This is a genomic window from Salipiger thiooxidans, assembly GCF_900102075.1.
Taxonomy (GTDB): Bacteria; Pseudomonadota; Alphaproteobacteria; order Rhodobacterales; family Rhodobacteraceae; genus Salipiger; species Salipiger thiooxidans.
This window is the reverse complement of record NZ_FNAV01000010.1, coordinates 1-21,452: the sequence shown is the minus strand read 5'-3', so window position 1 is coordinate 21,452 and position 21,452 is coordinate 1. Positions and strand designations below refer to the sequence as shown.

22 protein-coding genes are annotated in these 21,452 nt (G+C 68.5%); 6 read left to right on the top strand and 16 right to left on the bottom strand.

From position 1 onward, the window contains the following. Window positions 1-115: 115 nt before the first annotated feature. Both BLQ77_RS15650 and xth read right to left on the bottom strand, forming a co-directional pair. On the bottom strand, window positions 116-358 hold the full coding sequence (locus BLQ77_RS15650; RefSeq protein WP_008883764.1) for a BolA/IbaG family iron-sulfur metabolism protein: 243 nt from the start codon (window positions 356-358) through the stop codon (window positions 116-118). 78 nt (window positions 359-436) lie between these two features. Beyond that, window positions 437-1,219 carry an exodeoxyribonuclease III gene (gene xth / locus BLQ77_RS15645; RefSeq protein ID WP_089960909.1) on the bottom strand — a complete coding sequence of 261 codons (783 nt, stop codon included), beginning with the start codon at window positions 1,217-1,219 and terminating at the stop codon, window positions 437-439. 333 nt (window positions 1,220-1,552) lie between these two features. On the opposite strand from xth, the gene BLQ77_RS15640 reads away from it, so the two are divergent. The 4 genes from BLQ77_RS15640 to BLQ77_RS15625 all read left to right on the top strand — a co-directional run bounded on the left by BLQ77_RS15640 (window position 1,553) and on the right by BLQ77_RS15625 (window position 4,971). Next, complete coding sequence (locus BLQ77_RS15640) at window positions 1,553-2,440, top strand: DUF6749 family protein (RefSeq protein ID WP_089960907.1); 888 nt, start codon at window positions 1,553-1,555, stop codon at window positions 2,438-2,440. Window positions 2,441-2,513: 73 nt separating this feature from the next. After that, entirely contained in the window at window positions 2,514-3,584 is a 1,071-nt protein-coding gene (locus tag BLQ77_RS15635) for a DUF6902 family protein (protein ID WP_089960905.1), read from the top strand. Next, window positions 3,581-4,462 carry a DMT family transporter gene (locus tag BLQ77_RS15630; protein WP_008883550.1) on the top strand — a complete coding sequence of 294 codons (882 nt, stop codon included), beginning with the start codon at window positions 3,581-3,583 and terminating at the stop codon, window positions 4,460-4,462. Before BLQ77_RS15635 ends, BLQ77_RS15630 begins: the two co-directional genes overlap by 4 nt. Window positions 4,463-4,653: 191 nt before the next feature. Further along, window positions 4,654-4,971, top strand: a complete 318-nt coding sequence (locus BLQ77_RS15625; RefSeq protein ID WP_089960902.1) for a helix-turn-helix transcriptional regulator — start codon at window positions 4,654-4,656, stop codon at window positions 4,969-4,971. A 16-nt stretch (window positions 4,972-4,987) separates the two neighbouring features. On the opposite strand, the gene BLQ77_RS15620 is transcribed toward BLQ77_RS15625, so the two are convergent. From BLQ77_RS15620 to BLQ77_RS15585, 8 genes are all read right to left on the bottom strand, one after another. Continuing rightward, window positions 4,988-5,359, bottom strand: a complete 372-nt coding sequence (locus BLQ77_RS15620) for a DUF2237 family protein (RefSeq protein ID WP_089960899.1) — start codon at window positions 5,357-5,359, stop codon at window positions 4,988-4,990. Window positions 5,360-5,387: 28 nt separating this feature from the next. After that, window positions 5,388-6,422, bottom strand: a complete 1,035-nt coding sequence (locus BLQ77_RS15615) for a DUF2332 domain-containing protein (RefSeq protein ID WP_089960896.1) — start codon at window positions 6,420-6,422, stop codon at window positions 5,388-5,390. Then, a complete protein-coding gene (pth, locus tag BLQ77_RS15610) occupies window positions 6,419-7,099 on the bottom strand; it encodes an aminoacyl-tRNA hydrolase (RefSeq protein WP_089960892.1) in 681 nt (226 codons plus the stop codon). The genes BLQ77_RS15615 and pth overlap by 4 nt, the downstream gene beginning before the upstream one ends. Window positions 7,100-7,180: 81 nt before the next feature. Further along, the gene (locus tag BLQ77_RS15605) at window positions 7,181-7,615 is read right to left on the bottom strand and encodes a DMT family transporter (protein ID WP_089960889.1); all 435 of its coding nucleotides are present in this window, start codon (window positions 7,613-7,615) and stop codon (window positions 7,181-7,183) included. Then, window positions 7,612-8,130, bottom strand: a complete 519-nt coding sequence (locus BLQ77_RS15600) for a GNAT family N-acetyltransferase (RefSeq protein WP_089960887.1) — start codon at window positions 8,128-8,130, stop codon at window positions 7,612-7,614. The genes BLQ77_RS15605 and BLQ77_RS15600 overlap by 4 nt, the downstream gene beginning before the upstream one ends. Before the next feature lie 39 nt (window positions 8,131-8,169). Beyond that, the gene (locus BLQ77_RS15595) at window positions 8,170-8,595 is read right to left on the bottom strand and encodes a universal stress protein (RefSeq protein ID WP_089960885.1); all 426 of its coding nucleotides are present in this window, start codon (window positions 8,593-8,595) and stop codon (window positions 8,170-8,172) included. Between the two features lie 12 nt (window positions 8,596-8,607). After that, entirely contained in the window at window positions 8,608-11,235 is a 2,628-nt protein-coding gene (locus BLQ77_RS15590) for a TRAP transporter permease (RefSeq protein WP_089961250.1), read from the bottom strand. Between the two features lie 119 nt (window positions 11,236-11,354). Beyond that, window positions 11,355-12,323, bottom strand: coding sequence for a TAXI family TRAP transporter solute-binding subunit (locus BLQ77_RS15585; RefSeq protein WP_008886134.1), 969 nt, complete (start codon window positions 12,321-12,323; stop codon window positions 11,355-11,357). 123 nt (window positions 12,324-12,446) lie between these two features. Between BLQ77_RS15585 and BLQ77_RS15580 the strand changes: the two genes are divergently transcribed. Together BLQ77_RS15580 and BLQ77_RS15575 are read left to right on the top strand one after the other, a co-directional pair. Continuing rightward, a complete protein-coding gene (locus tag BLQ77_RS15580) occupies window positions 12,447-13,766 on the top strand; it encodes an aspartate aminotransferase family protein (RefSeq protein WP_089960883.1) in 1,320 nt (439 codons plus the stop codon). A gap of 78 nt (window positions 13,767-13,844) precedes the next feature. Further along, window positions 13,845-14,690, top strand: coding sequence for a helix-turn-helix domain-containing protein (locus BLQ77_RS15575; protein WP_089960880.1), 846 nt, complete (start codon window positions 13,845-13,847; stop codon window positions 14,688-14,690). Here BLQ77_RS15575 and BLQ77_RS15570 read toward each other — a convergent pair. From BLQ77_RS15570 to BLQ77_RS15545, 6 genes are all read right to left on the bottom strand, one after another. Beyond that, window positions 14,590-15,996, bottom strand: a complete 1,407-nt coding sequence (locus tag BLQ77_RS15570; RefSeq protein ID WP_089960877.1) for a 3'-5' exonuclease — start codon at window positions 15,994-15,996, stop codon at window positions 14,590-14,592. The genes BLQ77_RS15575 and BLQ77_RS15570 overlap by 101 nt on opposite strands. Further along, window positions 15,993-16,514 (bottom strand): hypothetical protein, encoded by a 522-nt coding sequence (locus BLQ77_RS15565; RefSeq protein ID WP_089960873.1) that lies wholly within the window; start codon window positions 16,512-16,514, stop codon window positions 15,993-15,995. Before BLQ77_RS15565 ends, BLQ77_RS15570 begins: the two co-directional genes overlap by 4 nt. 33 nt (window positions 16,515-16,547) lie before the next feature. Next, on the bottom strand, window positions 16,548-18,371 hold the full coding sequence (locus tag BLQ77_RS15560; protein WP_089960871.1) for a DUF294 nucleotidyltransferase-like domain-containing protein: 1,824 nt from the start codon (window positions 18,369-18,371) through the stop codon (window positions 16,548-16,550). Window positions 18,372-18,486: 115 nt separating this feature from the next. Next, window positions 18,487-20,268 (bottom strand): sodium:solute symporter family protein, encoded by a 1,782-nt coding sequence (locus BLQ77_RS15555; protein ID WP_008883558.1) that lies wholly within the window; start codon window positions 20,266-20,268, stop codon window positions 18,487-18,489. A gap of 6 nt (window positions 20,269-20,274) precedes the next feature. After that, the gene (locus BLQ77_RS15550) at window positions 20,275-20,559 is read right to left on the bottom strand and encodes a DUF4212 domain-containing protein (RefSeq protein WP_206893910.1); all 285 of its coding nucleotides are present in this window, start codon (window positions 20,557-20,559) and stop codon (window positions 20,275-20,277) included. A 48-nt stretch (window positions 20,560-20,607) separates the two neighbouring features. Further along, window positions 20,608-21,294: an adenylate kinase gene (locus BLQ77_RS15545; RefSeq protein ID WP_040383980.1), complete on the bottom strand. Its 687-nt coding sequence runs from the start codon at window positions 21,292-21,294 to the stop codon at window positions 20,608-20,610. Window positions 21,295-21,452 lie beyond the last annotated feature (158 nt).

Genomic DNA, 21,452 nt, shown 5'->3' with positions numbered 1-21,452 from the left:
CTCCTGTTCGCGCGCTCTGGCCGCGCTCTGCGGGCCCGCCGCATGGGGGCCGTGTTTCAAACTCCCGGCCGGATCATCGCAGCGCCCGCGATGCCATGCCGGGCTCTCTGTGGCGTCACTCGGGCGCCTTGGTCGTCAGCGCAAGGGCGTGCAGGTCGCCGTTGTTGCCGTCCATCTTGCCCTGCAGGGCTGCATAGACCGCGCGCTGCTGCTGGACCCGGTTCTTGCCACGGAAGCTCTCGTCGATCACCTCGGCCGCGTAGTGATTTCCATCCCCCGCGAGGTCGGTGATTGTGATCTTGGCATCGGGGAAGGCGGCCCGGATGAGCTGCTCGATCTCCGTCGCTTCAATGGCCATGGGGCGTTGTCTCCGCTGTCTGGTAAGATGCAACAGATGTAAGCCCCATGCCGGAAAGGCGCAAGCGGGGCGCGCGGATCAGCATGCCATGTCGACCCAGACAGGCACGTGGTCCGACGGCTTGTCGCGTCCGCGGATGTCGCGGTCGATCTGCACGTCGCGCATCAGGTCGGCCGCCTGCGGGGTCAGCAGGATGTGGTCGATGCGGATGCCGTTGTTCCGCTGCCACGCGCCGGCCTGGTAATCCCAGAAGGAATAGTGCCCGGGTTCGGGGTGGCGGGTGCGGAAGGCCTCGGTAAAGCCGAGGTTCAGGATCCGGCGGAAGGCGGCGCGGGTCTGCGGCAGGTAGAGCGCGTCCTCGGTCCAGGACTCGGGCTTGGCGGCGTCCTCGGCCTGCGGGATGACGTTGTAGTCGCCGGCCATCATCGCCGGCATCTCGTCGGCGAGCAGGGCGCGGGCGCGGGCCTCGAGCCGCTCCATCCATGCCAGCTTGTAGTCGTACTTGGGCCCGGGCGCCGGGTTGCCGTTGGGAAGGTAGAGCCCGCAGAGCCGCAGCGCGTGGGTCTCGCCCACGACGGTCGCCTCGATCCAGCGCGCCTGCTCGTCCTCGTCGTCGCCGGGCAGCCCGCGGCTGACGTCCTCGAGCGGCAGCTTCGACAGGATGGCGACCCCGTTGAAGCCCTTCTGGCCGTGGGTCTCGACGTTGTAGCCGCGCTCTTCGAAGGGCTCGCGGGGGAAGCCCTCGTCGACCGACTTGATCTCCTGGAGCAGCGCGACGTCGGGCTGGGCCTCGTCGAGCCAGTCGAGAAGCGCCGCGTGGCGGGCCTTGATACCGTTAATGTTGAAGGTCGCGATCTTCATTGGGGGCCTCCGCTGCGATGCGCAAGCTATCGCGCAAGCGCTCTCTCTGGGCAACCCCGACAGGTGATTCTGAGCAAGGATGGGCATGGGATCGAGGGGTGATTCGGTCTGAAATCAAGCGTTTGATCAGGCCGCAGAATATTATCCACAGAAATTATCTTTCTGTGGGGAACTCCCATAGCAATTTTCTTCCAGCGCGTTAGCGGACTTACTTCATGTGAACAACTCGTGTATAACTCAACCTACACAAGAAACCATATTGTCATAAACAGCTGCAGAGGGAAACCCTGTCTCCATCGCAACGACCAAATTCACTCAACCTAGGGGTTCCCAATGTCTGCTCAACTCAAGCATGAAATCGTCACTGAAACCGCCGATCTTTTCGGTGCCGACATGTTCGGCGGCGAAGGCTGCTCGATGTTCACCTCCGCGGCCGCTCCGTCGGCGCATGGTGACGCGCTTCTCGGCGACGCCGTCGAGATGTTCACCTCGGCCGCCGCGCCGATGACCAGCATGCTCGCCGCCGGCGAAGCCACCGGTCTCTTCACCTCCGCCGCGTCCCCGACCGGCTCGCTCGCGCTGACCGGCGACGCCACCGAGATGTTCACCTCGGCCGCCACCCCGGCGGGCACCCGCATCGAGGCAGGTGAGGCCACCGGTCTCTTCACCTCGGCCGCATCGCCCACCGGCTCGCTCGCGCTGACCGGCGACGCCACCGAGATGTTCACCTCGGCCGCCACTCCGGCAGGCACCCGGATCGCCGCAGGCGAGGCCACCGGCATGTTCACCTCTGCTGCTGCTCCGATGGGCACCGAGACGCTCTCGGGCGACGCCACCGAGATGTTCACCTCGGCAGCCACCCCGGCCGGCACCCGGATCGCCGCAGGCGACGCCACCGGCATGTTCACCTCGGCCGCGGCTCCGATGGGCACCGAGACGCTCTCGGGCGACGCCACCGAGATGTTCACCTCGGCAGCCACCCCGGCCGGCACCCGGATCGCCGCAGGCGACGCCACCGGCATGTTCACCTCGGCCGCGGCTCCGATGGGCACCGAGACGCTCTCGGGCGACGCCACCGAGATGTTCACCTCGGCCGCCACTCCGGCAGGCACCCAGATCGAGGCAGGCGAGGCCACTGGTCTCTTCACTTCGGCAGCAGCCCCCTCGGACACCCGCATCGCGTCGGGCAACGTCACCGGGCTTTTCACCTCGGCAGCCTGATCGCCGGGACACTCGCAGCGGGCGTCCAGGGGACATGCGACGCCCGCGCGCAGCAGGGAAACGAGGTAACACTATGAATGCCATGAACAACGTCATCACCTTTCGCCCAGCGGTGCGTATCGACGCGCCCGAGTCCGGCGCCGCGGCGCTGATCACCAGCTTTGCGCAACACCGACGGCGCGAAGACGACGTGTTCTGGCTCAAGGAAAACGCCGAGCTCCTGAACATCCTCGAATGCACCGGCGCGGCGGTCTCCGAGGCGGGGCTCGCCGCGCTCGAGCCGTTCTACCAGTCGGTCGAGAAGCGGCTCGCGTTCTTCCCGCAATACTACCGCTTCCTGCTCTCGATGGCGCTGGATCTCGAGGATCTCGGGATGCCGGGCGAGACCGGGTCCCGGATCGCAGCCACCATCGCCCGCCAGGGCTACGCCGCCGCCGAGCTGTCGGACCTGCAGCGGATGGAGGCTCTTCGCCTGCTGGCCCGCCGCGGCCATGGCGAGACGGTCGAGGACGGGCTCAAGGACCGGCTGCGGGCCTTCTGCAACCGTTCGGGCACCTTCGCGCTGCCCAACCGCAAGGCCGCCTACGAGCTGACCCATATCGTCTTCTACCTCAGCGAATACGGCCGGGTGGATCCGCTGCTGGGCGAACAGGCGATCACCAGCCTGCATTTCGCCGGCAACCTCGCGTTCATCGAACAGAACTCGGACATTCTCGCCGAGGTCTGCATCGCGCTGCACTACGCCGGCGAGACGCCGCCGGCGCTCTGGACCGCGTGGCTCGAGCGCGAGACGCACCTGTTCTCGGTCGAGAGCGGTGACGCGGTGTCGATCGCCGACGACTACCACGACTTCCTCGTTTGCAACTGGCACGAGTCGGTGCGCGGCGGGCATGCCTTCCGCAAGCCGTTCAGCCCCGAGCGCATGGGCTTCAGCCGCTCGGCCCGGGCGGGCGCGCCGCTGCGCGAGCTCTCCGAGGCCCTCTTCGAGCAGGGCGACGCGCGCCGCGCCGACTGGTCCGCGACCCGGGCCCAGGTGGGCGCGCGGCTGTCGCCGGGAACGCTCGACATCGTCGACACGCTGGCCGGGCAGTCGACCCACTTCGACGCTTTCTTCGAGGGCTTTGCCCGGGCAGGTGCACAATGACCGTTTCCAGAACCGCGCTCGTCGGGGCAGGGCTCGTCGCGCTCTACACCGGCGCCATCGCCGCCGCGGACGGCATCACCAAGCTGGTCGCCGGCTCCTATGCCGCGCCGCAGCTCTTCGCCCTGTCTTCGGGGCTGGTCATCCTGCTGTCGCTCGGCGCCGCCCGCAAGAGCGGCGAGGGGCTGCGGGTGCGCAGCCGCGGCGCCATGGCGCTGCGCTCGGTGCTGACCGTGCTCGCCGCCATCGGCTTCTTCCAGGCGTTCCGCCTGCTGCCCTTCGCGGATGTGTTCCTGTTCATCGCGCTGGTGCCGCTCTTCGCCGCGGCGCTGTCCGGTCCCGCCCTGGGCGAGCCGGTGCGTCCGGCGGTTTGGGCTGCGCTGACGGTCGGCGTGGTCGGGCTGCTTTGCCTGATGCCGGCGGGGCGCATGACCTTCGACATCGGTCATCTCTGGGCACTCTTCGCGGCGTTGACCGGGACCGGCTCGATGGTCGCCGCGCGCTACATTGCGCGGGTCGAGAGGGTGCCCTTGGCACAGGTCTTCTGGCCGAACCTCGCGGTGATGATCTGCATGGGCGTGGCGCTGCCCTTCGTCTGGCAGCCGATGCCGCTCGCGGATCTCGGCTGGGTCGCGGCCTACGCGCTCTTCCTCTTCGCGGCCCGCTGGCTGTCGGTCGAGGCGCTCCGGCTGCTGCCCGCCTATGTGGCGACGCCGCTGATGAACCTGCAGTTCGTCTGGATGGTGGCCATTGGCTGGTTCGGCTTCGGCGAACTGCCGGGTGCGGCCACCCTGCTGGGCGTCACGCTGGTGGTGGGCTCGAGCATGTGGCTGGTGGCGGACGAGGCGCTGCTGCCCGCACGACGCACCGCACAGGCCTGAGACCGGCCGCGGCCCGGCGTGCGAACGACCGCCCGAGCCACGCGAGATCCCGCATCGGCGGCCCTTCGGGGCCGCCTTTCGCGTCATAATCCCGGGTTCATAGAGGGTCCGACAACCCCCCGTTCAATGGATTATGCCGCCCGGTCGAGGTCCGTCTTGGGCCCGGTCCCAACTCCGGGACACTGTTCGCCGTGCGGTCTGGCCATGATGCCACCGCCGCCCGGAGCCGCGACGAGGACAGCCTGCGCCTCGCCTCGGGCACCTTTGCCGACGTGCTTGAGGAGCGCTTCTCGGAGTGGCGGCCGACGTCCGCCGAACGTGACGTGGCGATAATGGTGATCAGGGGCTTCTGGATTTCCGAGATCGCCGCCCTGCGCAAGACCTCGGAGGGCAGCGCGAAGGTGCAGGCCAACGCGATCATTCGCAAGGTCGGGGTGTCGGGGCGGTCGCAACCGATGAGCGTGTTGATTGACGAATTGCTCACCGGCCAGATCGGCGAGCGGCCTTGAACCGCAGCGCCGACCGTCAGACGGCGTTTTCCTGCAGCACCGACATCGGCACGATGTCCAGCGCCCGCAGGTGGGTCGAGCTCAGCCGGACCCTTGGCGCGCAGCCCTCGTCATGGGCCTGCAGGAAGCGCGCGGCGCAGAGGCACCACGTGTCGCCGGGCCGCAGTCCGGGGAAGCGCAACTCGGGGCGCGGGGTCGAGAGGTCGTTGCCCACGTAGGCGGAATAGGCGAGGAACTCGGCCGTCATCACCGCGCAGACCGTGTGGCTGCCGCGATCCTCGGCGCAGGTGTTGCAGTGGCCGTCGCGGAAGAACCCGGTGACCGGCGCCATCGAACATGGCGTCAGCGGGTCTCCCAGAACGTTGATCTCGGGGTCTTTCGCGGACATGGGCGCCTCCTTGCGAGGCAAGCCTGCCTCAGAGCGGCGGCGCTGTCCAGTTCACCCAGCGCCCGTGGAAATCTGCGCGCCCCAGCGAGAACGAGCGGTCGCCCGGCCAGAGCCTGAGGGTGATCCCGGCGCCGGGGCGCTGGCCGTCGTCCTCGAGCGCGACCCATGCCACGGGCGCGTCCTCGGTGGCGGCGGCGCCGGCGGTCTCGATGGCGGCGCGGGCGCGGGCCTGCGCCTCGGGCGGGAAATACTGCCACGCGATGGTGGTGTAGATCATCTGGATGAGCCCCGGCGCGTTGCCGGCCATGCGCGCGCCGATCCAGTCGGCGGCATCGCCGCGATCGACCGGCGCGCGGCCGATGGCCATGGCGCGGCGGGTGCGGTCGATGCGGTCGGACTGGTCGGGCCAGAGATAGGCGACGAGCCGCAGCGCGTCGGCGGGGTTGGCCGGATCAAGCGGGTTGAGATCGACGCCGCGCCGGTCGGCGACCTGAAACGACACCGCCGGGGGCAACGGCCCGGTCCACGCGGGATCGAGCACCAGCGCCGGGTCGCGGGCGCCGCGCTGCGCTTCGCCGATGCGCAGCGCGTAGCGGTCGAACAGCAGGTTGAGCCCGCCGCTCGCGCCCATCTCGGAAAGCCTCAGCGGCAGCCCGAAACGCTCGGTCAGCAGCAGCGCCGCCGGGATGAGCACGGAGCTGCGGCGCAGCTCGTTGGTCTGCGGCGGCGAGCGCATCCAGTCGTCGAGGAAGGTCTCGTGCCGCGCCATGGCCCCGTGCACCGCCGCGATCAGCGCCTCGACCGGCGCGTCGTTGGGCGGGTAGACTGCCGCCAGCGGCTCGGCCCGACCGGTAAGCACCAGAGCGTGCAGGCCGCCGGCAAGTCGCAGCGGCACCGAATGCCCGGCGGGTCCGATCTCGCCCGGCCATTCGGCCAGCCGTCGGGCCAGCGGCGTGTCGGGCCAGTCCTGCGCCAGCCCGCTCAGCAGCCGGCCCATGAAGGGCGATCCCAGCGCGACGCAGCTTTTGGCCTGCACGTTCATCGCATCCGTGATGCGACTCACTTGAAGCGATCCACGAGCTTCTGGATCGGTGAGCGGTCGTCGGGGCGGGGCTCGGCGTCGGCGGCGGGCGTCTTGGGCTCCGCGGGCTTGGCCGTCGTCGAGGACCGCGGCGGGTTCACCCGCAGCGCCACCGCGTTCTGGAAGCCGCTGGCATCGCCCTCGGCCAGCGCCTTCGCACCATCCGAGATGCCGCGCAGCAGGTCGTCGAGCCAGGTCTCGTCGGCCTTGGCGAAATCGTGCAGAACGTAACCTGCCACCAGCTCCTTGCGCCCGGGGTGCCCGATGCCGAGCCGAACCCGCCGATAGGCCTCGCCGATGTGCTGGTGGATCGAGCGCAGCCCGTTGTGCCCGGCGTGGCCGCCGCCGCTCTTCACCCGGCACTTGCCCGGCGCGAGGTCGAGCTCGTCGTGCAGCACGGTGACGTCGGCGGGGGTGAGCTTGAAGAAGCGCATCGCCTCGCCGACCGACTGGCCGGAGAGGTTCATGTAGGTGCCGGGCTTCAGCAGCAGGACCTTTTCGCCGCCGAGCCGGCCTTCGCTGACCTCGCCCTGGAAGCGCGCGCGCCACGGGCCGAAGCCGTGATCCTCGGCGATCCGGTCCACGGCCATGAAGCCGATGTTGTGGCGGTTCTTGGCGTATTTCCCGCCGGGATTGCCCAGGCCCACGAAAATCTGCACGTGACGTCTCCGAATGCTGCGGTGCTGCCCTCTAGATAGGGCGGAAGGGCAAGGCTTCACAACCTCGCAACGGGCGAAGGCTCAGCCGCGTGCCCCGAAGACCAGTGCCACGCCCGCGACGAGCAGCACCAGCCCGGCGATCTGGGCGGGCGCGATGGAGGTGCCGCGCCAGAGGTCGAAGCCGAGCCCGGCCACCACCTGCGAGGCCACCAGCGCCGAGATGGTCAGCGTGGCGCCGACCCGGGCGTAGCCGGTGAGGCTTGCGAAGACGAAGAGCGTGCCAAGGAGCCCCGGCAGCAGGAAGACCCAGAGCCGCCCCTGTGCCAGCCGGGCAAAGGCCTCGGTGCCGTCGGTGGCGAGCGCGGTGATGGTGAGCACGACGAGCCCCACCGCCGAGTTCAGCCAGAGCGCCACCCAGACCGAGCCCGAGACCGTGCGCGCCTCGAGCATCAGCGCGTTCTGCAGCACCAGCGCGCTGCCCGCGACCACCAGCAGCAGAAGCGTCACCCAGATCATTGGGCGTCCTCCGGCGCGGCGCGGTCGTCGAGGCTCAGCTGCATGAAGGTGAGGTCGAGCCAGCGCCCGAACTTGCAACCCACCTGCGGCATCTCGCCGGTGATGCGGAAGCCCATGCGTTCGTGCAGGCGGATCGAGGGGAGATTGCCGCTTTCGATTCCCGCGACCATCATGTGCTTGCCCATGGCCCGAGCGCGTTCAACAAGCTCGGCCATGAGCGCCCCGGCAAGGCCGCGGCCACGGGCGTCGGGGTGGACGTAGACCGAATGCTCGACCGTGTGGCGGTAGCCGTCGAAGGCGCGCCAGTCGCCGAAGCTCGCGTAGCCCGCGACGAAATCGCCGTCGCGGGCGACCAGCACCGGGTAGCCATGCGCCGTGCGCGCCTGCCACCAGTCGTGCCGGTTGCCGAGATCGACCTCGGTCTCGTTCCAGATCGCGGCGGTGTTGCGCACGGCATCGTTGTAGATCGCGAGGATGCCGGGCAGGTCGTCCTCGGACGCGTCGGTGATGTTCATTCTACGGGGCCCGGAACAGGGGGACGACGGGGAAGGCGCTCAGCGGATCACCAGCACCGATTGCGGTGCGTGGCGGACGACGCGGGCGGCGTTGGGGCCGACGAGGTAGTCGCTGAGCGCCGGACGGTTGGCGCCGACCACGATGGCATCGGCGCCGACCTCTTTCGCGGCCTTGATGATCTCGTGGTAGATCGTGCCCTGCGTGACGTGCAGCGAGCCGCACACCTCGGACGGGATCGCCTCGGCGGCCCAGCTCTCGAGCTTCTCTCGGGCCTCGCTGCGGATGCGGTGCTCCTGTTCGGGGCCAAGATAGGAGCCCACCATCGCCATCCCCGATCCGGGAATGACGTTCACCACGTGCAGGGTCGCGCCCTCGCATTGCGCCATGCGCACCGCAGCCTCGGCGACATGGCCGCTTTCGGGCAGGTCGTTCATGTCGACTGCCAGCAGGATGGTCCGGAACATCGTCTCTCCTCCTCAGAAGGCCGGTTGCGTGGCGCGCGGGCGCTGGATCAGCACGATCCCCGCCAGCAGCAGCAGCGCCGGGATGAAGAACCATTCCTTCGCGAAGCGGTCGTTCTCCACCTCGACCGCCGAGACCATCACCGGATCGTCGCCGTAATAGTCGTACTCGGGGCCGATCTGTTCGAAGAACGGCGTGCCGGGGAAGGGCTCTTCCAGCAGCAGGGTATCGCCTTCGGGCATCACCGTCAGCCCCTGCGCGTCGAGCGCCGCGGTGGCGTCGCCCGAGACCGCGGGCAGCACCACGGTGGTGGGCCGCATCTCGCCGGTGTCGAAATCCGGACCCACGATCTGCAGGCGGATCTCGGTGCCGTCGGGCTCCTCGGCCATGAGCTCGAGCGCGGCGGGGCCGCTGGCAGTGACGTAGGGCTCTTCCACGAGGTCGAGCCAGAAGCCGGGGCGGAACAGCGTGAAGGCGATCAGCAGCAGCACGGCGGTTTCCCAGAGCCGCGACTTGGCGATGAAGTAGCCCTGCGTCGCGGCGGCGAAGAGCAGCATCGCCAGGAGCGCCACGAAGAAGATGAACACCGCGTGCAGGAAGGTCACGTCGATGAGCAGCAGGTCGGTGTTGAAGATGAACAGGAACGGCAGCAGCGCGGTGCGGATGTCATAGGCAAAGCCCTGCAGGCCGGTCTTGATCGGGTCCCCGCGCGAAATTGCCGCCGCGGCGTAGGCCGCGAGGCCCACCGGTGGCGTGTCGTCGGCGAGGATGCCGAAGTAGAAGACGAACATGTGCACCGCGATCAGTGGCACCACGAGCCCCGCCTGCGCGCCGACGCTGATGATCACCGGCGCCATCAGCGACGAGACCACGATGTAGTTGGCCGTGGTGGGCAGGCCCATGCCGAGGATCAGCGACAGGATCGCCACGAGGATCAGCAGCACCATGAGGTTGCCGCCCGAGATCACCTCGATCACCGTGCCGATGACCTGGTGCGCGCCGGTGAGGCTTATCGTGCCCACGATGATGCCCGCGGCACCCGTCGCGACGCCGATGCCGATCATGTTGCGCGCGCCAAGGATCAGGCCCTGGATGAAATCGCCCCAGCCGGCGCGGGCTTCGGCGCTCACGTCATGACCGCGGAAGGCGGCCTTGATCGGGCGGTGGGTGAGCGCGATCACGATCATGAAGATCGTGGCCCAGAAGGCCGAGAGCGCGGGCGACAGCCGGTCCAGCGTGTCGGTGCGGACCATCAGGTTCCAGACCAGGATGAAGATCGGGATCGCGAAGTAGAGCCCGCCAATCAGCGTGGGCGTCAGCCGCGGCGCCTTGGGCGGGGCGTCGGGGTCGGTGTCCTCGGCGATTTCGGGCATGCTGGCCGCGATCTTCAGCAGCACGATGTAGAGCACCGCGACCAGCGCCACGGCCACGTAGATCGATCCGCCCATGATCGGGTCGAGGATCATCCGCAGCCCTATCATCAGGAAGGTCAGGATGCCGAGCACGATGAAGCCCGACAGGAACAGGATCGCGATCATCAGCACGCCGATCTTGCGGCCGGGCTTCTCGAGCCCCTTGAGCCCCATTTTCAGGCTCTCGAGGTGCACGATGTAGAGCAGCGCGATGTAGCTGATCACCGCCGGAAGGAAGGCGTGCTTGACGACGTCGATGTAGGGGATGTTGACGTATTCGACCATCAGGAAGGCCGCGGCGCCCATGACTGGTGGGGTCAGCTGGCCATTGGTCGAGGAGGCGACCTCGACGGCACCGGCCTTTTCCGCCGGGAAGCCGATGCGCTTCATCAGCGGGATGGTGAAGGTGCCGGTGGTCACGGTGTTGGCGATGGACGAGCCCGAGATCATGCCGGTGAGCATCGAGCTCAGGACCGAGGCCTTGGCCGGCCCCCCGCGCAGCGCGCCGAGCAGCGCGATGGCGACCTGAATGAACCAGTTGCCCCCGCCGGCGCGGTCGAGAATGGCGCCGAACAGCACAAAGAGGAAGATCATCGTGGTCGAGACGCCAAGCGCCACGCCGAACACGCCCTCGGTCTGCATCCAGTAGTGCCCGAGCGCCTTTGACAGCGATGCGCCGCCGTAGTTGGTGATGTTGCGCGCCCATTCCGAGTAGCCGCCGAAGAAGGCGAAGGCGATGAAGAGGCAGGCGATCACCACCAGCGGCAGCCCGAGTGAGCGCCAGACGGCGATCATCAACACCACCATGCCGATGGCGGACATGACGATGTCCGAGGTCGACCAGAGCCCGGGGCGGGTGGCGATCTCGTTGCGGAAGACCACGAGGTAGAGGCAGGAGGCCACGCCCAGCACAACCAGCACCCAGTCATAGGCTGGGATGCGGTCGCGCGGCGCAGTCTTGGTCAGCGGGAAGGCCAGCGTCGCGAGCCCGATGGCAAAGGCCAGGTGGATGAAGCGCGCCTGGGTGACGACGTTGGCGAAGAACGAGACACCCGTCGCCTGGGCGAGCATGCCGGGGATGCGCGAGGCGATGTAGAGCTGGAACAGCGACCAGGCGATGCAGGTGCCCAGGATGAGCGTGCCCTGCCAGTTCGCCGGGTTGCGCGCCCCGGTATCGGCCTCGGCCACCATGTCGTCGGCTGTGCGTTCCGTAGACGGCTGATCCACCATCGCCGTGTCCCCCATGTGCTGGATTATCTTTATTTTTATCAGGTTGCCCGGGTTCTTTCGTGAGCGGGGCAGGCTCGGTGGAAGGCGCCGCGCGGGCGCCTTCCGGGCGCGGGGCGCCGTTACTCGATCAGGCCGAGCTCACGATAGGCCTTTTCCGCACCGGGGTGCAGCGGGGCCGAAAGACCGTCGGCGACCATTTCCTCGGCCTTGAGGTTGGCGAAGGCCGGGTGCAGCTGGCGGAAGTCGTCGAGGTTCTCCATCACCGCCTTGGCCAGCACGTAGACCGCGTCCTCGGAGACGTCGGCCGAGGTCACCAGCGTAGCGCCGACGCCGAAGGTGGTCACGTCCTCGTCGTTGCCGGCATACATGCCGCCCGGGATGGTCGCGGTGCGGTAGTAGGGGTTCTCCTCGATGAGCTTGTCGATGACCGGGCCGGTCACGTTTACGAGGCTCACGTCGCAGGTGGTCGCGGCTTCCTGGATGGCGGCGGCAGGGTGGCCCACCACGTAGACCATGGCGTCGATGTTGCCGTCGCAGAGCTGCTGCGACATTTCCGAGCCCTTGTATTCGGTGGCGAGCGCGAAATCGTCCATGGTCATGCCGTACTCGGCCATCAGCACCTCCGTGGTGGCGCGCAGGCCCGAGCCGGCGTTGCCCACGTTGAAGCGCTTGCCCTTGAGGTCCTCGAAGCTCTCGATGCCGGCATCGGCACGGGCGATCAGGGTGAAGGGCTCGGGGTGGACCGAGAACACCGCGCGGATGTCGGGGAAGGCGGCGTCGCCCTCGAACTGCGAGGTGCCGTTGTAGGCGTGGTACTGCCAGTCGGACTGGGCAACGCCGAATTCCATCTCGCCGGCCTTGATGGTGTTGATGTTGTAGACCGAACCCCCGGTGGATTCGACGGCGCAGCGGATGCCGTGCTCCTTGCGGTCCTTGTTCACCAGCCGGCAGATCGCGCCGCCGGTGGGGTAGTAGACGCCGGTCACGCCGCCGGTGCCGATGGAGATGAAGGTCTGGTCCTGGGCGCTTGCGGCGGCACCGGCCACCAGTGCGCCGGACAGCATCGCGCCGAACAGAGTCTTGTTCATCAGATCGTTCTCCCTGTGATCTTGAATGAATTCATGGTGATGATACTGCCCGGAAGTGCGCGCGGATGCAAACCGCTCGGAACGGTTTCATGATCGCCGCACAGCAACCCCGAGGATACGTCCGTGTCACATGTCTTTCCGCGCCATACCCGCTCTTTGCCGCCAGTCGTCGCACGGGGGGAGGGCGTCTATCTCTACGACACCACCGGCAAGGCCTATCTCGGCGGTTCCGGCGGGGCCGCGGTCTCGTGCCTTGGCCACGGCGACGCCAAAGTCGTCGCCGCGATGAAGGCGCAGCTCGACACGGTGGCCTTCGCGCATACGGGCTTTTTCACCTCCGAGCCCGCCGAGCGGCTGGCCGACCGTCTGGTGTCGCTGGCGCCCGAGGGGCTTGACCGGGTCTACGTGGTCGCGGGCGGCTCCGAGGCGATGGAGGCCGCGATCAAGCTGGCGCGGCAGTACCATCTCGAGAAGGGCGAGACCGGGCGGGTCAACATCATCGCCCGCCGCCAGAGCTACCACGGCAACACGCTGGGCGTGCTCGCCACCGGCGGCAACGCCTGGCGCCGGGCGCCCTTCGCGCCGCTTCTCATCGACGTGCACCACGTCTCGCCCTGCTACGCCTACCGCGGCATGGAACCTGGCGAGACCGAGGAGCAATACGGCGCGCGCCTTGCCGCCGAGCTCGAGACCATGGTGCAGGAGCTCGGGCCCGAGACCGTCATGGCCTTCGTCGCCGAGCCGGTGGTGGGCGCCACCCTCGGCGCGGTGCCTGCGGTACCGGGCTATTTCCGCCGCATCCGCGAGATATGCGACCGCTACGGCATCCTGCTGATCCTCGATGAGGTCATGTGCGGCATGGGCCGCACCGGCACGCTCTTCGCCTGCGAACAGGACGGCGTGGCACCCGACATCTGCGCCATCGCCAAAGGGCTGGGGGCGGGTTATGCGCCCATCGGCGCCATGCTGTGCTCGGCCGGGATCTACGCCGCGATCGAGGCGGGCTCGGGCTTCTTCCAGCACGGCCATACCTATCTCGGCCACCCGACCTCCTGCGCCGGGGCCTGCGCGGTGCTCGAGCGGCTGGTGGACGACCGGCTGCTCGACCGGGTCGCGCCGATGGGCGCCACGCTGCGCGCAGCGCTCGTGGATCGCTTCGGCCGGCACGCCAACGTGGGCGACATCCGCGGGCGGGGCCTGTTCCTCGGGCTCGAGCTGGTGGCCGACCGCGACCGGCGCACGGCCTTCGACCCGTCTCGCGGCATCGCCGGAAAGCTCAAGGCCGCGGCCTTTGCCGAGGGGCTGATCTGCTACCCGATGAGCGGCACCATCGACGGGCAGCAGGGCGACCACGTGCTGCTCGCGCCGCCCTTCATCCTGACCGAGGACCACGTGGGCGAGCTGGTCGACAAGCTCGACGCGGCGCTGGCCAAGGTGCTCTGAGGGCAAGGCGCGGCGAAATTCGCGGGCAGGGCGGTGATCTTAACCACAGATTCAGCTGCGGCGTGGCAATGCCCTGAGATGGATGAACCGCACCGCACCCGCCTCTCGCTTCTGGGTCACCCGCTTCGGGCGGGGGTGCTGCGGATGCTCGTGCGGCGCCTGCCGAAAGCGGTCGCGGCAGGTGAGATCACAGAGTGGCTCGGGGTGCCGCCCTCGACGCTCTCGGCCCATCTCGCGGCGCTGACCGGGGCGGGGTTGCTGGTGCTCGAACGCGACGGCTCGGTGCGACGCTACCGGGCGGCGCCCGAGCCGCTGGGCGAGGCGCTGGGGTGGGCGCGGGCGGATCTTTGCCTCGGGCGGGCCGGGGCCGCGCAGGCGCCGCTGCTGGCGCCGGTCACCATGGCGTTTCTCTGCGACGACAACGCAGCGCTTTCCCTGATCGCCGAGGCGGTGGCGCGACACCGGCTGCCGGGATGGGTGCACGTGACCTCTGGCGGGGTGACGCCTGCCGCGCGCGCCGACCGGCTGGCGCTCGAGATGCTGTCGGCGCGGGGCCTGCCGTTGCCGGTGGCGGCACCGCATCTGCTGGCCGGGGGGGCAGGCATCGTCGTGGCGCTTTGCCCCGGGGCCGCCGCCGCACTCGAGGATGGGCCGGTGCGCGCCTACTGGCCGCTGCACCCGCCGCCCGAGGCGGGGCGGCTGATCCCGAAGGCCATGGTACTGCACGATGCCTTCCGCGCGCTCGATGCCCGGCTCGCGGCGCTGCGCCGGATCCTGCGCAGCGACCTGCCGCGAGGCGCGGTGCAGGCGGCACTCGACGATCTCAGTTCAGGTCTTCCAGCAGGCGACCGTGCTTTCGCGTCTCTTCCAGAACCTCGCCAAAGGTCCGCATCCCCCGCGCCGCAAGCATCGGCAGCATCATGACCAGCACCTGCGCCGTGGCATTGGCATCGCCAAGCGCGGTGTGGCGCAGCACCTGCGGGATCTCGACGCCCAACCGCTGGCACAGCGCGTCCAGCGTGTGGGTCTCGCTCGCTCCGAACAGCACCGCCGACAGCAGTACGGTGTCAAGGATCGGGTGGTCCCACTCGACCCCCATGCGGTTCCGGTGCCGGCGCAGGAAGGCCATGTCGAAGGGTGCGTTGTGCGCCACGATGACCGAACCCTTGGCAAATCGGTGAAAGCGGCGTCCGGCCTCGCCGATGTCCGGCTTTCCGGCGACCATGGCGTCGGTCACCTTGTGCACCCGGCTCGAGGAGGCAGGGATCGGGATGCCGGGATCGACCAGCAGGTCGAGCACCTCGCCCGGCACGATGCGCCCGTTCAGCACCCGCACCGCGCCGATCTGCACCACCTCGTCCTTGTGCGGCAGCAGCCCCGTCGTCTCGGTATCGAAGACCGTGTAGCTCAGCGCCGAGAGCGGGGTGTCCTCGACCGCTGCGGGCGCTTCATGGGTCAGCAGGTCGAAATCGTAGACCAGCGGGCGCTCGGCCTCGGGCGCCATGTGGGTCTCGGCGCCCTCGATCACCATCATGTAGCCGCCGCCGTCCATCGGCTTCAGCCGCGCGTCGTAGCTCTGGGCGCCGTCGGTGCCCTCGGCGGTAAAGCGCACCTCGCGCCCGGTCTTGTGCATTCGGCCGACCGCGGCGTTGAGCCCCTCGGCCTCGAAGAAATCGGTGAGCGGCGCGTTGAGCCGCGGCACATGGAGCTGCGACAGCACCTCGGCCGCCTGTCCGTCGTAGAGCACGATCTGGCCGCGCCGGCTCACCAGGATCATCGCCACCGGGATCTCGGTCAGCAGCGCGGTGAGGCGGGCGGTCTCGGTCGCCAGCCGCTCGGTCTCGCGCGCGACCATCTGCGCGGTCTCCATGGCGCCGTCGGTGGCGCGGGTCGAGACTGCCTGCGCGGCATGCGCCAGATCGCCGAGGAAGCGCGCGCCATGGGTGTCGACGTCGCGGGTGACGCCGGCATGGGCGCGCATCCGGAGCTCGGCGGCGAGCTTCTCGATGGGCTTGGCGACGTTCTCGTCGAACACAAGCCAGATCCCCACGGTCAGCGCCAGCAGCGCCAGCGACGACAGGATCGCGGCGAAGACGAAGCCGTTGGTGACCGTGGTCTCGAGCGCGCGGGCATGGCCGAGCCAGAGCGCCACCGCCACCGCCGCGGTGCCGCCGAGGCCGATGACCACGAACAGCAGGAAGATCCGCAGCCGCAGCCCGAGCCGGGTCATGCGTCGCCCTCCGCTCCCGTCTCGGCCCCGGTGCAGACGGTGCGCAGGATGGGATCCTCGGCGTCTGCCGGGCGCCACACCGGTTCGCCGCCGTCGCCTGCGGGGATCGCGGTGCGGCCACCGGCGCAGTCGACCATCAGCTCGATCTCGCGCGCGGGCTGCCAGCGCCCGTAGGCTACGGCGCGCACGAGGTAGAGCCCCTCGCTCTGGGCGTTCTCCACCCGGTTCGCGAGATCGACCGCGATGAAGCGGTCGATCATCGGCGCGGCAAAGGTCCAGGGCCGGTAGGCGGCGCGGGATTCGTGCACCGTGGCGACGATGAACCCGTCCGGCAGGGCGTCGGCGGTGCGGCCGTACCAGCCGTATTCGCTCGAGATGGTGGCGACGAGCATGGCCGCGCCAGCCCCCAACGGCATCAGCCAGCGGGGCAGGCGACCACCGGTCACCCGGTTCAGCAGCATCACGGCGCCGGCGCCCGCAAAGCCCGCGACGAAGACCGCGATCAGTTCCCAGAACATCTTTCCTCCCTTTCCTCCCGTTCCCCCGGCGCGTCAGCCCAGCATGCCGCGGCCATGTCCAAGCGCCGATTGCAGCGACTTGATGACCACGAAGGCATCGCGCAGGTGGCTCCTCTCGAAATCCGACAGATCCGCCGGAGCCAGATAGTTGTCGGGCCGGCCGCCCTCACGGACGCGCTCGGCCTGGTGCTCGAGTCGTGTTTCGGCGATGAGATCGTAGGCGTCCAGCAGATCCTGCCCGCCGCTGCCCGAAAGCTTGCCCGCGCTCACCGCCGCCTCGAGCCGTGCCCGCGTGTTGACCTCGGGCAGGCGGCCCTGCAGGGCGTAGACCCGCGCGAGGTCCACCACCGGCACCACGCCGTTGTGCTTGAGGTCGAGCCGGTTCTTGTGCTCGCCCGAGCGGATCGTCGCGAAGCCCCGCAGCATGCCCAGCGGCGGCGTGTGCTTGAGCGAGTTGGCGATCATGTGCGCCACGAAGATAGAGTTCTGCGACGCGGCCTCGAGCGTTTCCTTCTGCAGCTCTTCATAGAGCGCGGTGGTGCCGCCGATCGGGCGCAGGTCGAACATCACCGAGGCCAGCATCTGCGCGGTGGGGTCGGGCTTGCGGATCCAGCCGCTGAAATACTGCCGCCAGGTCGAGACCGGCTGGCACCAGCGCGGGTTGGTCGCCATCATGTCGCCGGGGCAGTAGAAATACCCTGCCTGATCGAGCCCGTCGCTGACGAATTTCGCCATTTCGCGAAAATACGAAAGATCGTCCTTGGTGGCGCTGTCGTCGATGAAGAGGCAGTTGTCCTGGTCCGAGACGCCGGTCTGTTCCTGCCGTCCCTGGCTGCCGCAGGCGAGCCAGAGGAAGGGCACGGGCGCGGCGCCGAGCCGGTCCTGCGCGAGAGCGAGCAGGCGGCGTGTGACGGTGTCGGCGATGTCCGTGACCAGCCGGGTTACGACCTCGTGCCGGTTGCCGCCCGCGACGAGCTGCACCAGCAGTTGCGGGATGCGCGCGGTGACCTCTGCCATCTGGGCGGGCGTCGCGGCGCGGGCGATCTCGGCCACGAGACCGGCCGAGCTCACCGCCTGGAAACGGGTCAGGTCGGTCTGGGTGACGATGCCCACCAGCCGTCCGCCCTCGGTGACCGGCACGTGGCCGATGTTGCGCTCCATCATCATGTGCAGCACGTCCGAGCCGATGTCGGACGGCGCCAGCGTCAGAGGCGCTTTGGTCATCACCTGCGTGACAGGGGTGTCGAAGGGGAGGCCGCGGGCCACGACCTTTGCCGAGACGTCGCGTATCGTAAGGATGCCCTTCAGCGCCTCGCCCTCGATGATGCAGACCGACGAGACGCGGCGCTCGGCCATCAGGCTCGCGGCCTCCTGCACGGTAGCACCGGGGCCGATGGTGAGCGGATCCGCCGCCATCAGCGTCTCGACCCGGCTGTGGGCGAGGTCGGACTTGCGCGGTTTCGCCGCCCGTGAACGGTCAAAAAAGCGTTGCGCGGCGGGGTGTTCGCGGATGAGTTCGTTGAAGGCGTAGGCGGGCAGCATGAAGAGCAGCGTCTCGTCGACGGTGCGCGCCGAGGTGGCGGCGATGCCGTCGCGGGCCAGCCCGCGCTCGCCAAAGGAGTTGCGGGGTCCCAGCAGCGAGACCACGACCTCGTTCTCGTCGCGGATCTCGACCTGCCCGGAATGGATGAGATAGAGCCCCTCGAGCGGGTTGCCCGCCGCATAGATCGGCTCTCCCGGGGGCAGGCGGCGCTGCACGAACTGCGGCACCAGCCCCTCGAGCGCATCGGCGTCGAGCGCGTCATAGGGGTGGACGCCTCCAAGGAAACGCAGGAGCTCTTCAGGCGCGATGGGCATGGTCTTCCTCCGGTCCGGTCGGATGAGGCGGAATGAAAATCCCGCCCCGGCATAGCGCGGGACGGGATCGCTGGGTAGGGGGCATGGCCACGCGCCGCGGCCATGCCCGCATCTGTCAGTGGTCCTGTGCCACCCCGGCGCCGCGCGGAATGCGGACGCTTTCGACGAGCTCGCTGATTTCGGCCGGGATCGGCTTGGTCATCGACGAGACCACGAAGGCCACGGTGAAGTTGATGACCGCACCCACCGCGCCGAACGAGGTCGACTTGATCCCGAGGAACAGCGGATCCGCATCGGTGTAGCTGTTGGTGTCGGGGATGAAGAACCAGCCCTTGTGCAGGAAGATGTAGAGCAGGGTCACGATGAAGCCTGCCAGCATCCCCGCCACGGCACCCTTATTGTTCACCTTGGTGAAGATGCCCATCATGAGGACCGGGAAGATCGACGCTGCCGCGAGGCCGAAAGCCAGCGCCACGGTCTGCGCCGCGAAGCCCGGGGGGTTGAGACCCAGCCAGGTGGCGACGGCGATCGAGACGGCCATGGCGATCCGGGCTGCCAGCAGTTCGCCCTTCTCCGAGATGTTCGGGGTCAGCTGACCCTTCATCAGGTCGTGGCTCACCGCCGAAGAGATGGCGAGCAGGAGGCCGGCTGCGGTCGAAAGCGCGGCGGCAAGACCACCGGCGGCGACGAGGCCGATCACCCAGGAGGGCAGGTTGGCGATTTCCGGGTTCGCGAGCACCAGGATGTCGTTGTTGAAGTTGGTCAGCTCGTTGCCGGTCCAGCCTTCAGCCGTCGCCTTTTCCTGCATCGCGGGCGACTTCTCGTTGTAGTACTGGATGCGGCCGTCGCCGTTCTTGTCTTCCCAGCCCAGCATGCCGGTCTGCTGCCAGGTGGCCATCCAGTCGTAGGCCGGATCGGTCTCGATCTGCTCGATCGTCACCGCCGGTCCGTCCGTACCCTCGGGCCAGAACTGCTGGGTGATGTTGAGGCGCGCCATGGCACCCACCGCGGGGGCGGTCAGGTAGAGCAGCGCGATGAAGACCAGCGCCCAGCCGGCGGACCAGCGTGCGTCGGCAACCTTGGGCACGGTGAAGAAGCGCATGATAACGTGCGGCAGACCTGCCGTCCCGATCATCAGCGACAGGGTGAAGAGCACCATGTTCAGCGTGTCGCCGTTGTGGGCGGTGTACTGGTTGAAGCCAAGGTCGGTGACGATGGCGTCGAGCGTCTGCAGCAGCGGCTCGCCGGTGGCGGTGTCGCTTCCAAAGAGGCCGAGGGCCGGGATCGGATTGCCGGTCAGCTGCAGCGAGATGAAGATCGCCGGGATGGTGTAGGCGAGGATCAGCACGACGTATTGCGCCACCTGCGTGTAGGTAACGCCCTTCATGCCGCCGAACACCGCGTAGGCGAACACGATCACCGCGCCGATCAGCAGGCCGGTGGTGGTGTCGACCTCGAGGAAGCGGCCGAAGGCCACGCCCACGCCGGTCATCTGGCCGATCACGTAGGTGATGGAGGCGATGATCAGGCAGAGCACGGCGACGAGCCGCGCGGAGGGCGAGTAGAAGCGGTCACCGATGAACTCGGAGACGGTGAACTTGCCGAACTTGCGCAGGTAGGGCGCGAGCAGCAGCGCCAGCAGCACGTAGCCGCCGGTCCAGCCCATGAGATAGGCCGAGTTGTCGTAACCGGTGAAGGCGATGAGGCCCGCCATCGACAGGAACGATGCCGCCGACATCCAGTCGGCCGCGGTCGCCATGCCGTTGGTCACCGGGTGCACGCCGCGGCCGGCAGCGTAGAATTCCGAAGTCGAGCCCGCACGGGCCCAGATCGCGATGCCGATGTAGATCGCGAAGCTCGCGCCCACGAACAGCAGGTTGATGGTAAACTGATCCATTGCGTCTTACTCCTCGTCCACGCCGTGCTCTTGGTCGAGCTTGTTCATCCGGAAGGCGTAGAAGAAGATCAGCACCAGGAAGACCAGGATGCTGCCCTGCTGTGCGAACCAGAAGCCTAGGTCGGTGCCGCCGACGCTGATGCCCGAGAGGGCAGGGCGCAGCAGGATGCCGAAGCCGAACGAGCACAGGGCCCAGATGATGAGGCTGATGATGATGATGCGAAGATTGGCCTTCCAGTAGGCCTCGCCACTAGATGTATGATCCGCCACGAGCGGTTCCCTCCTCTCCATTTTGTCCCGACCGCGCGCCGGTCCTGGCGCGCGGCCCTGCGACGGTCCTCAGCGGGCCGTCGCGTCCTCCACGATCGCGCCGAGATCGGCGGCGATCCTGTCTATGGCGCCCATCGCGTCGATCCGCGAAAGCGTCCCCTTCTCCTCGTAGTAGCCGATCAGCGGCGCGGTCTGGGCGTGGTACGCCTCGAGCCGGCTCGCCACGGTTTCGGCCTTGTCGTCGGCACGGCGCTTCATCTCCGTGCCGCCGCATTTGTCGCAGGTGCCCGCCTTGGCGGGCTGCTTGAACGCGTCGTGATAGCCCTCGCCGCAGGCGGCGCAGGTGTAGCGGCCCGAAATCCGGGTCACCATCGCGGCGTCGTCGACCTCGAGGCTGACGGCGGCGTCGATCTTCTGCCCGGTCTCGGCCAGCAGCCGGTCGAGCGCCTCGGCCTGCACCGTGGTGCGGGGGAAGCCGTCGAGGATCACGCCCCGGGCGCAGTCGGGCTCGGCGAGCCGGTCGCGCAGGATGGCGATGACGATCTCGTCAGAGACGAGCCCGCCTGCCTCCATCACGGCCTTGGCCTGCTTGCCGGCCTCGGTGCCCGCGGCGACGGCCGCGCGCAGAAGGTCCCCGGTCGAGAGCTGCACCAGCCCGAACTTGTCTTCGAGCATGCGGGCCTGGGTGCCTTTGCCGGCGCCCGGAGGTCCGAGAAGGATGAGCACGGGGGCGGCGGTCACGGTCTGTCCGTCCATCTGTCCGATCATCCCTTGTTTGCGCGGTTTTCGATGAGGTCGTCGACGACGGAGGGGTCGGCGAGTGTGGAGGTGTCCCCGAGGGCGCCGTAGTCGTTTTCGGCGATCTTGCGCAGGATGCGGCGCATGATCTTGCCGGAGCGGGTCTTGGGCAGGCC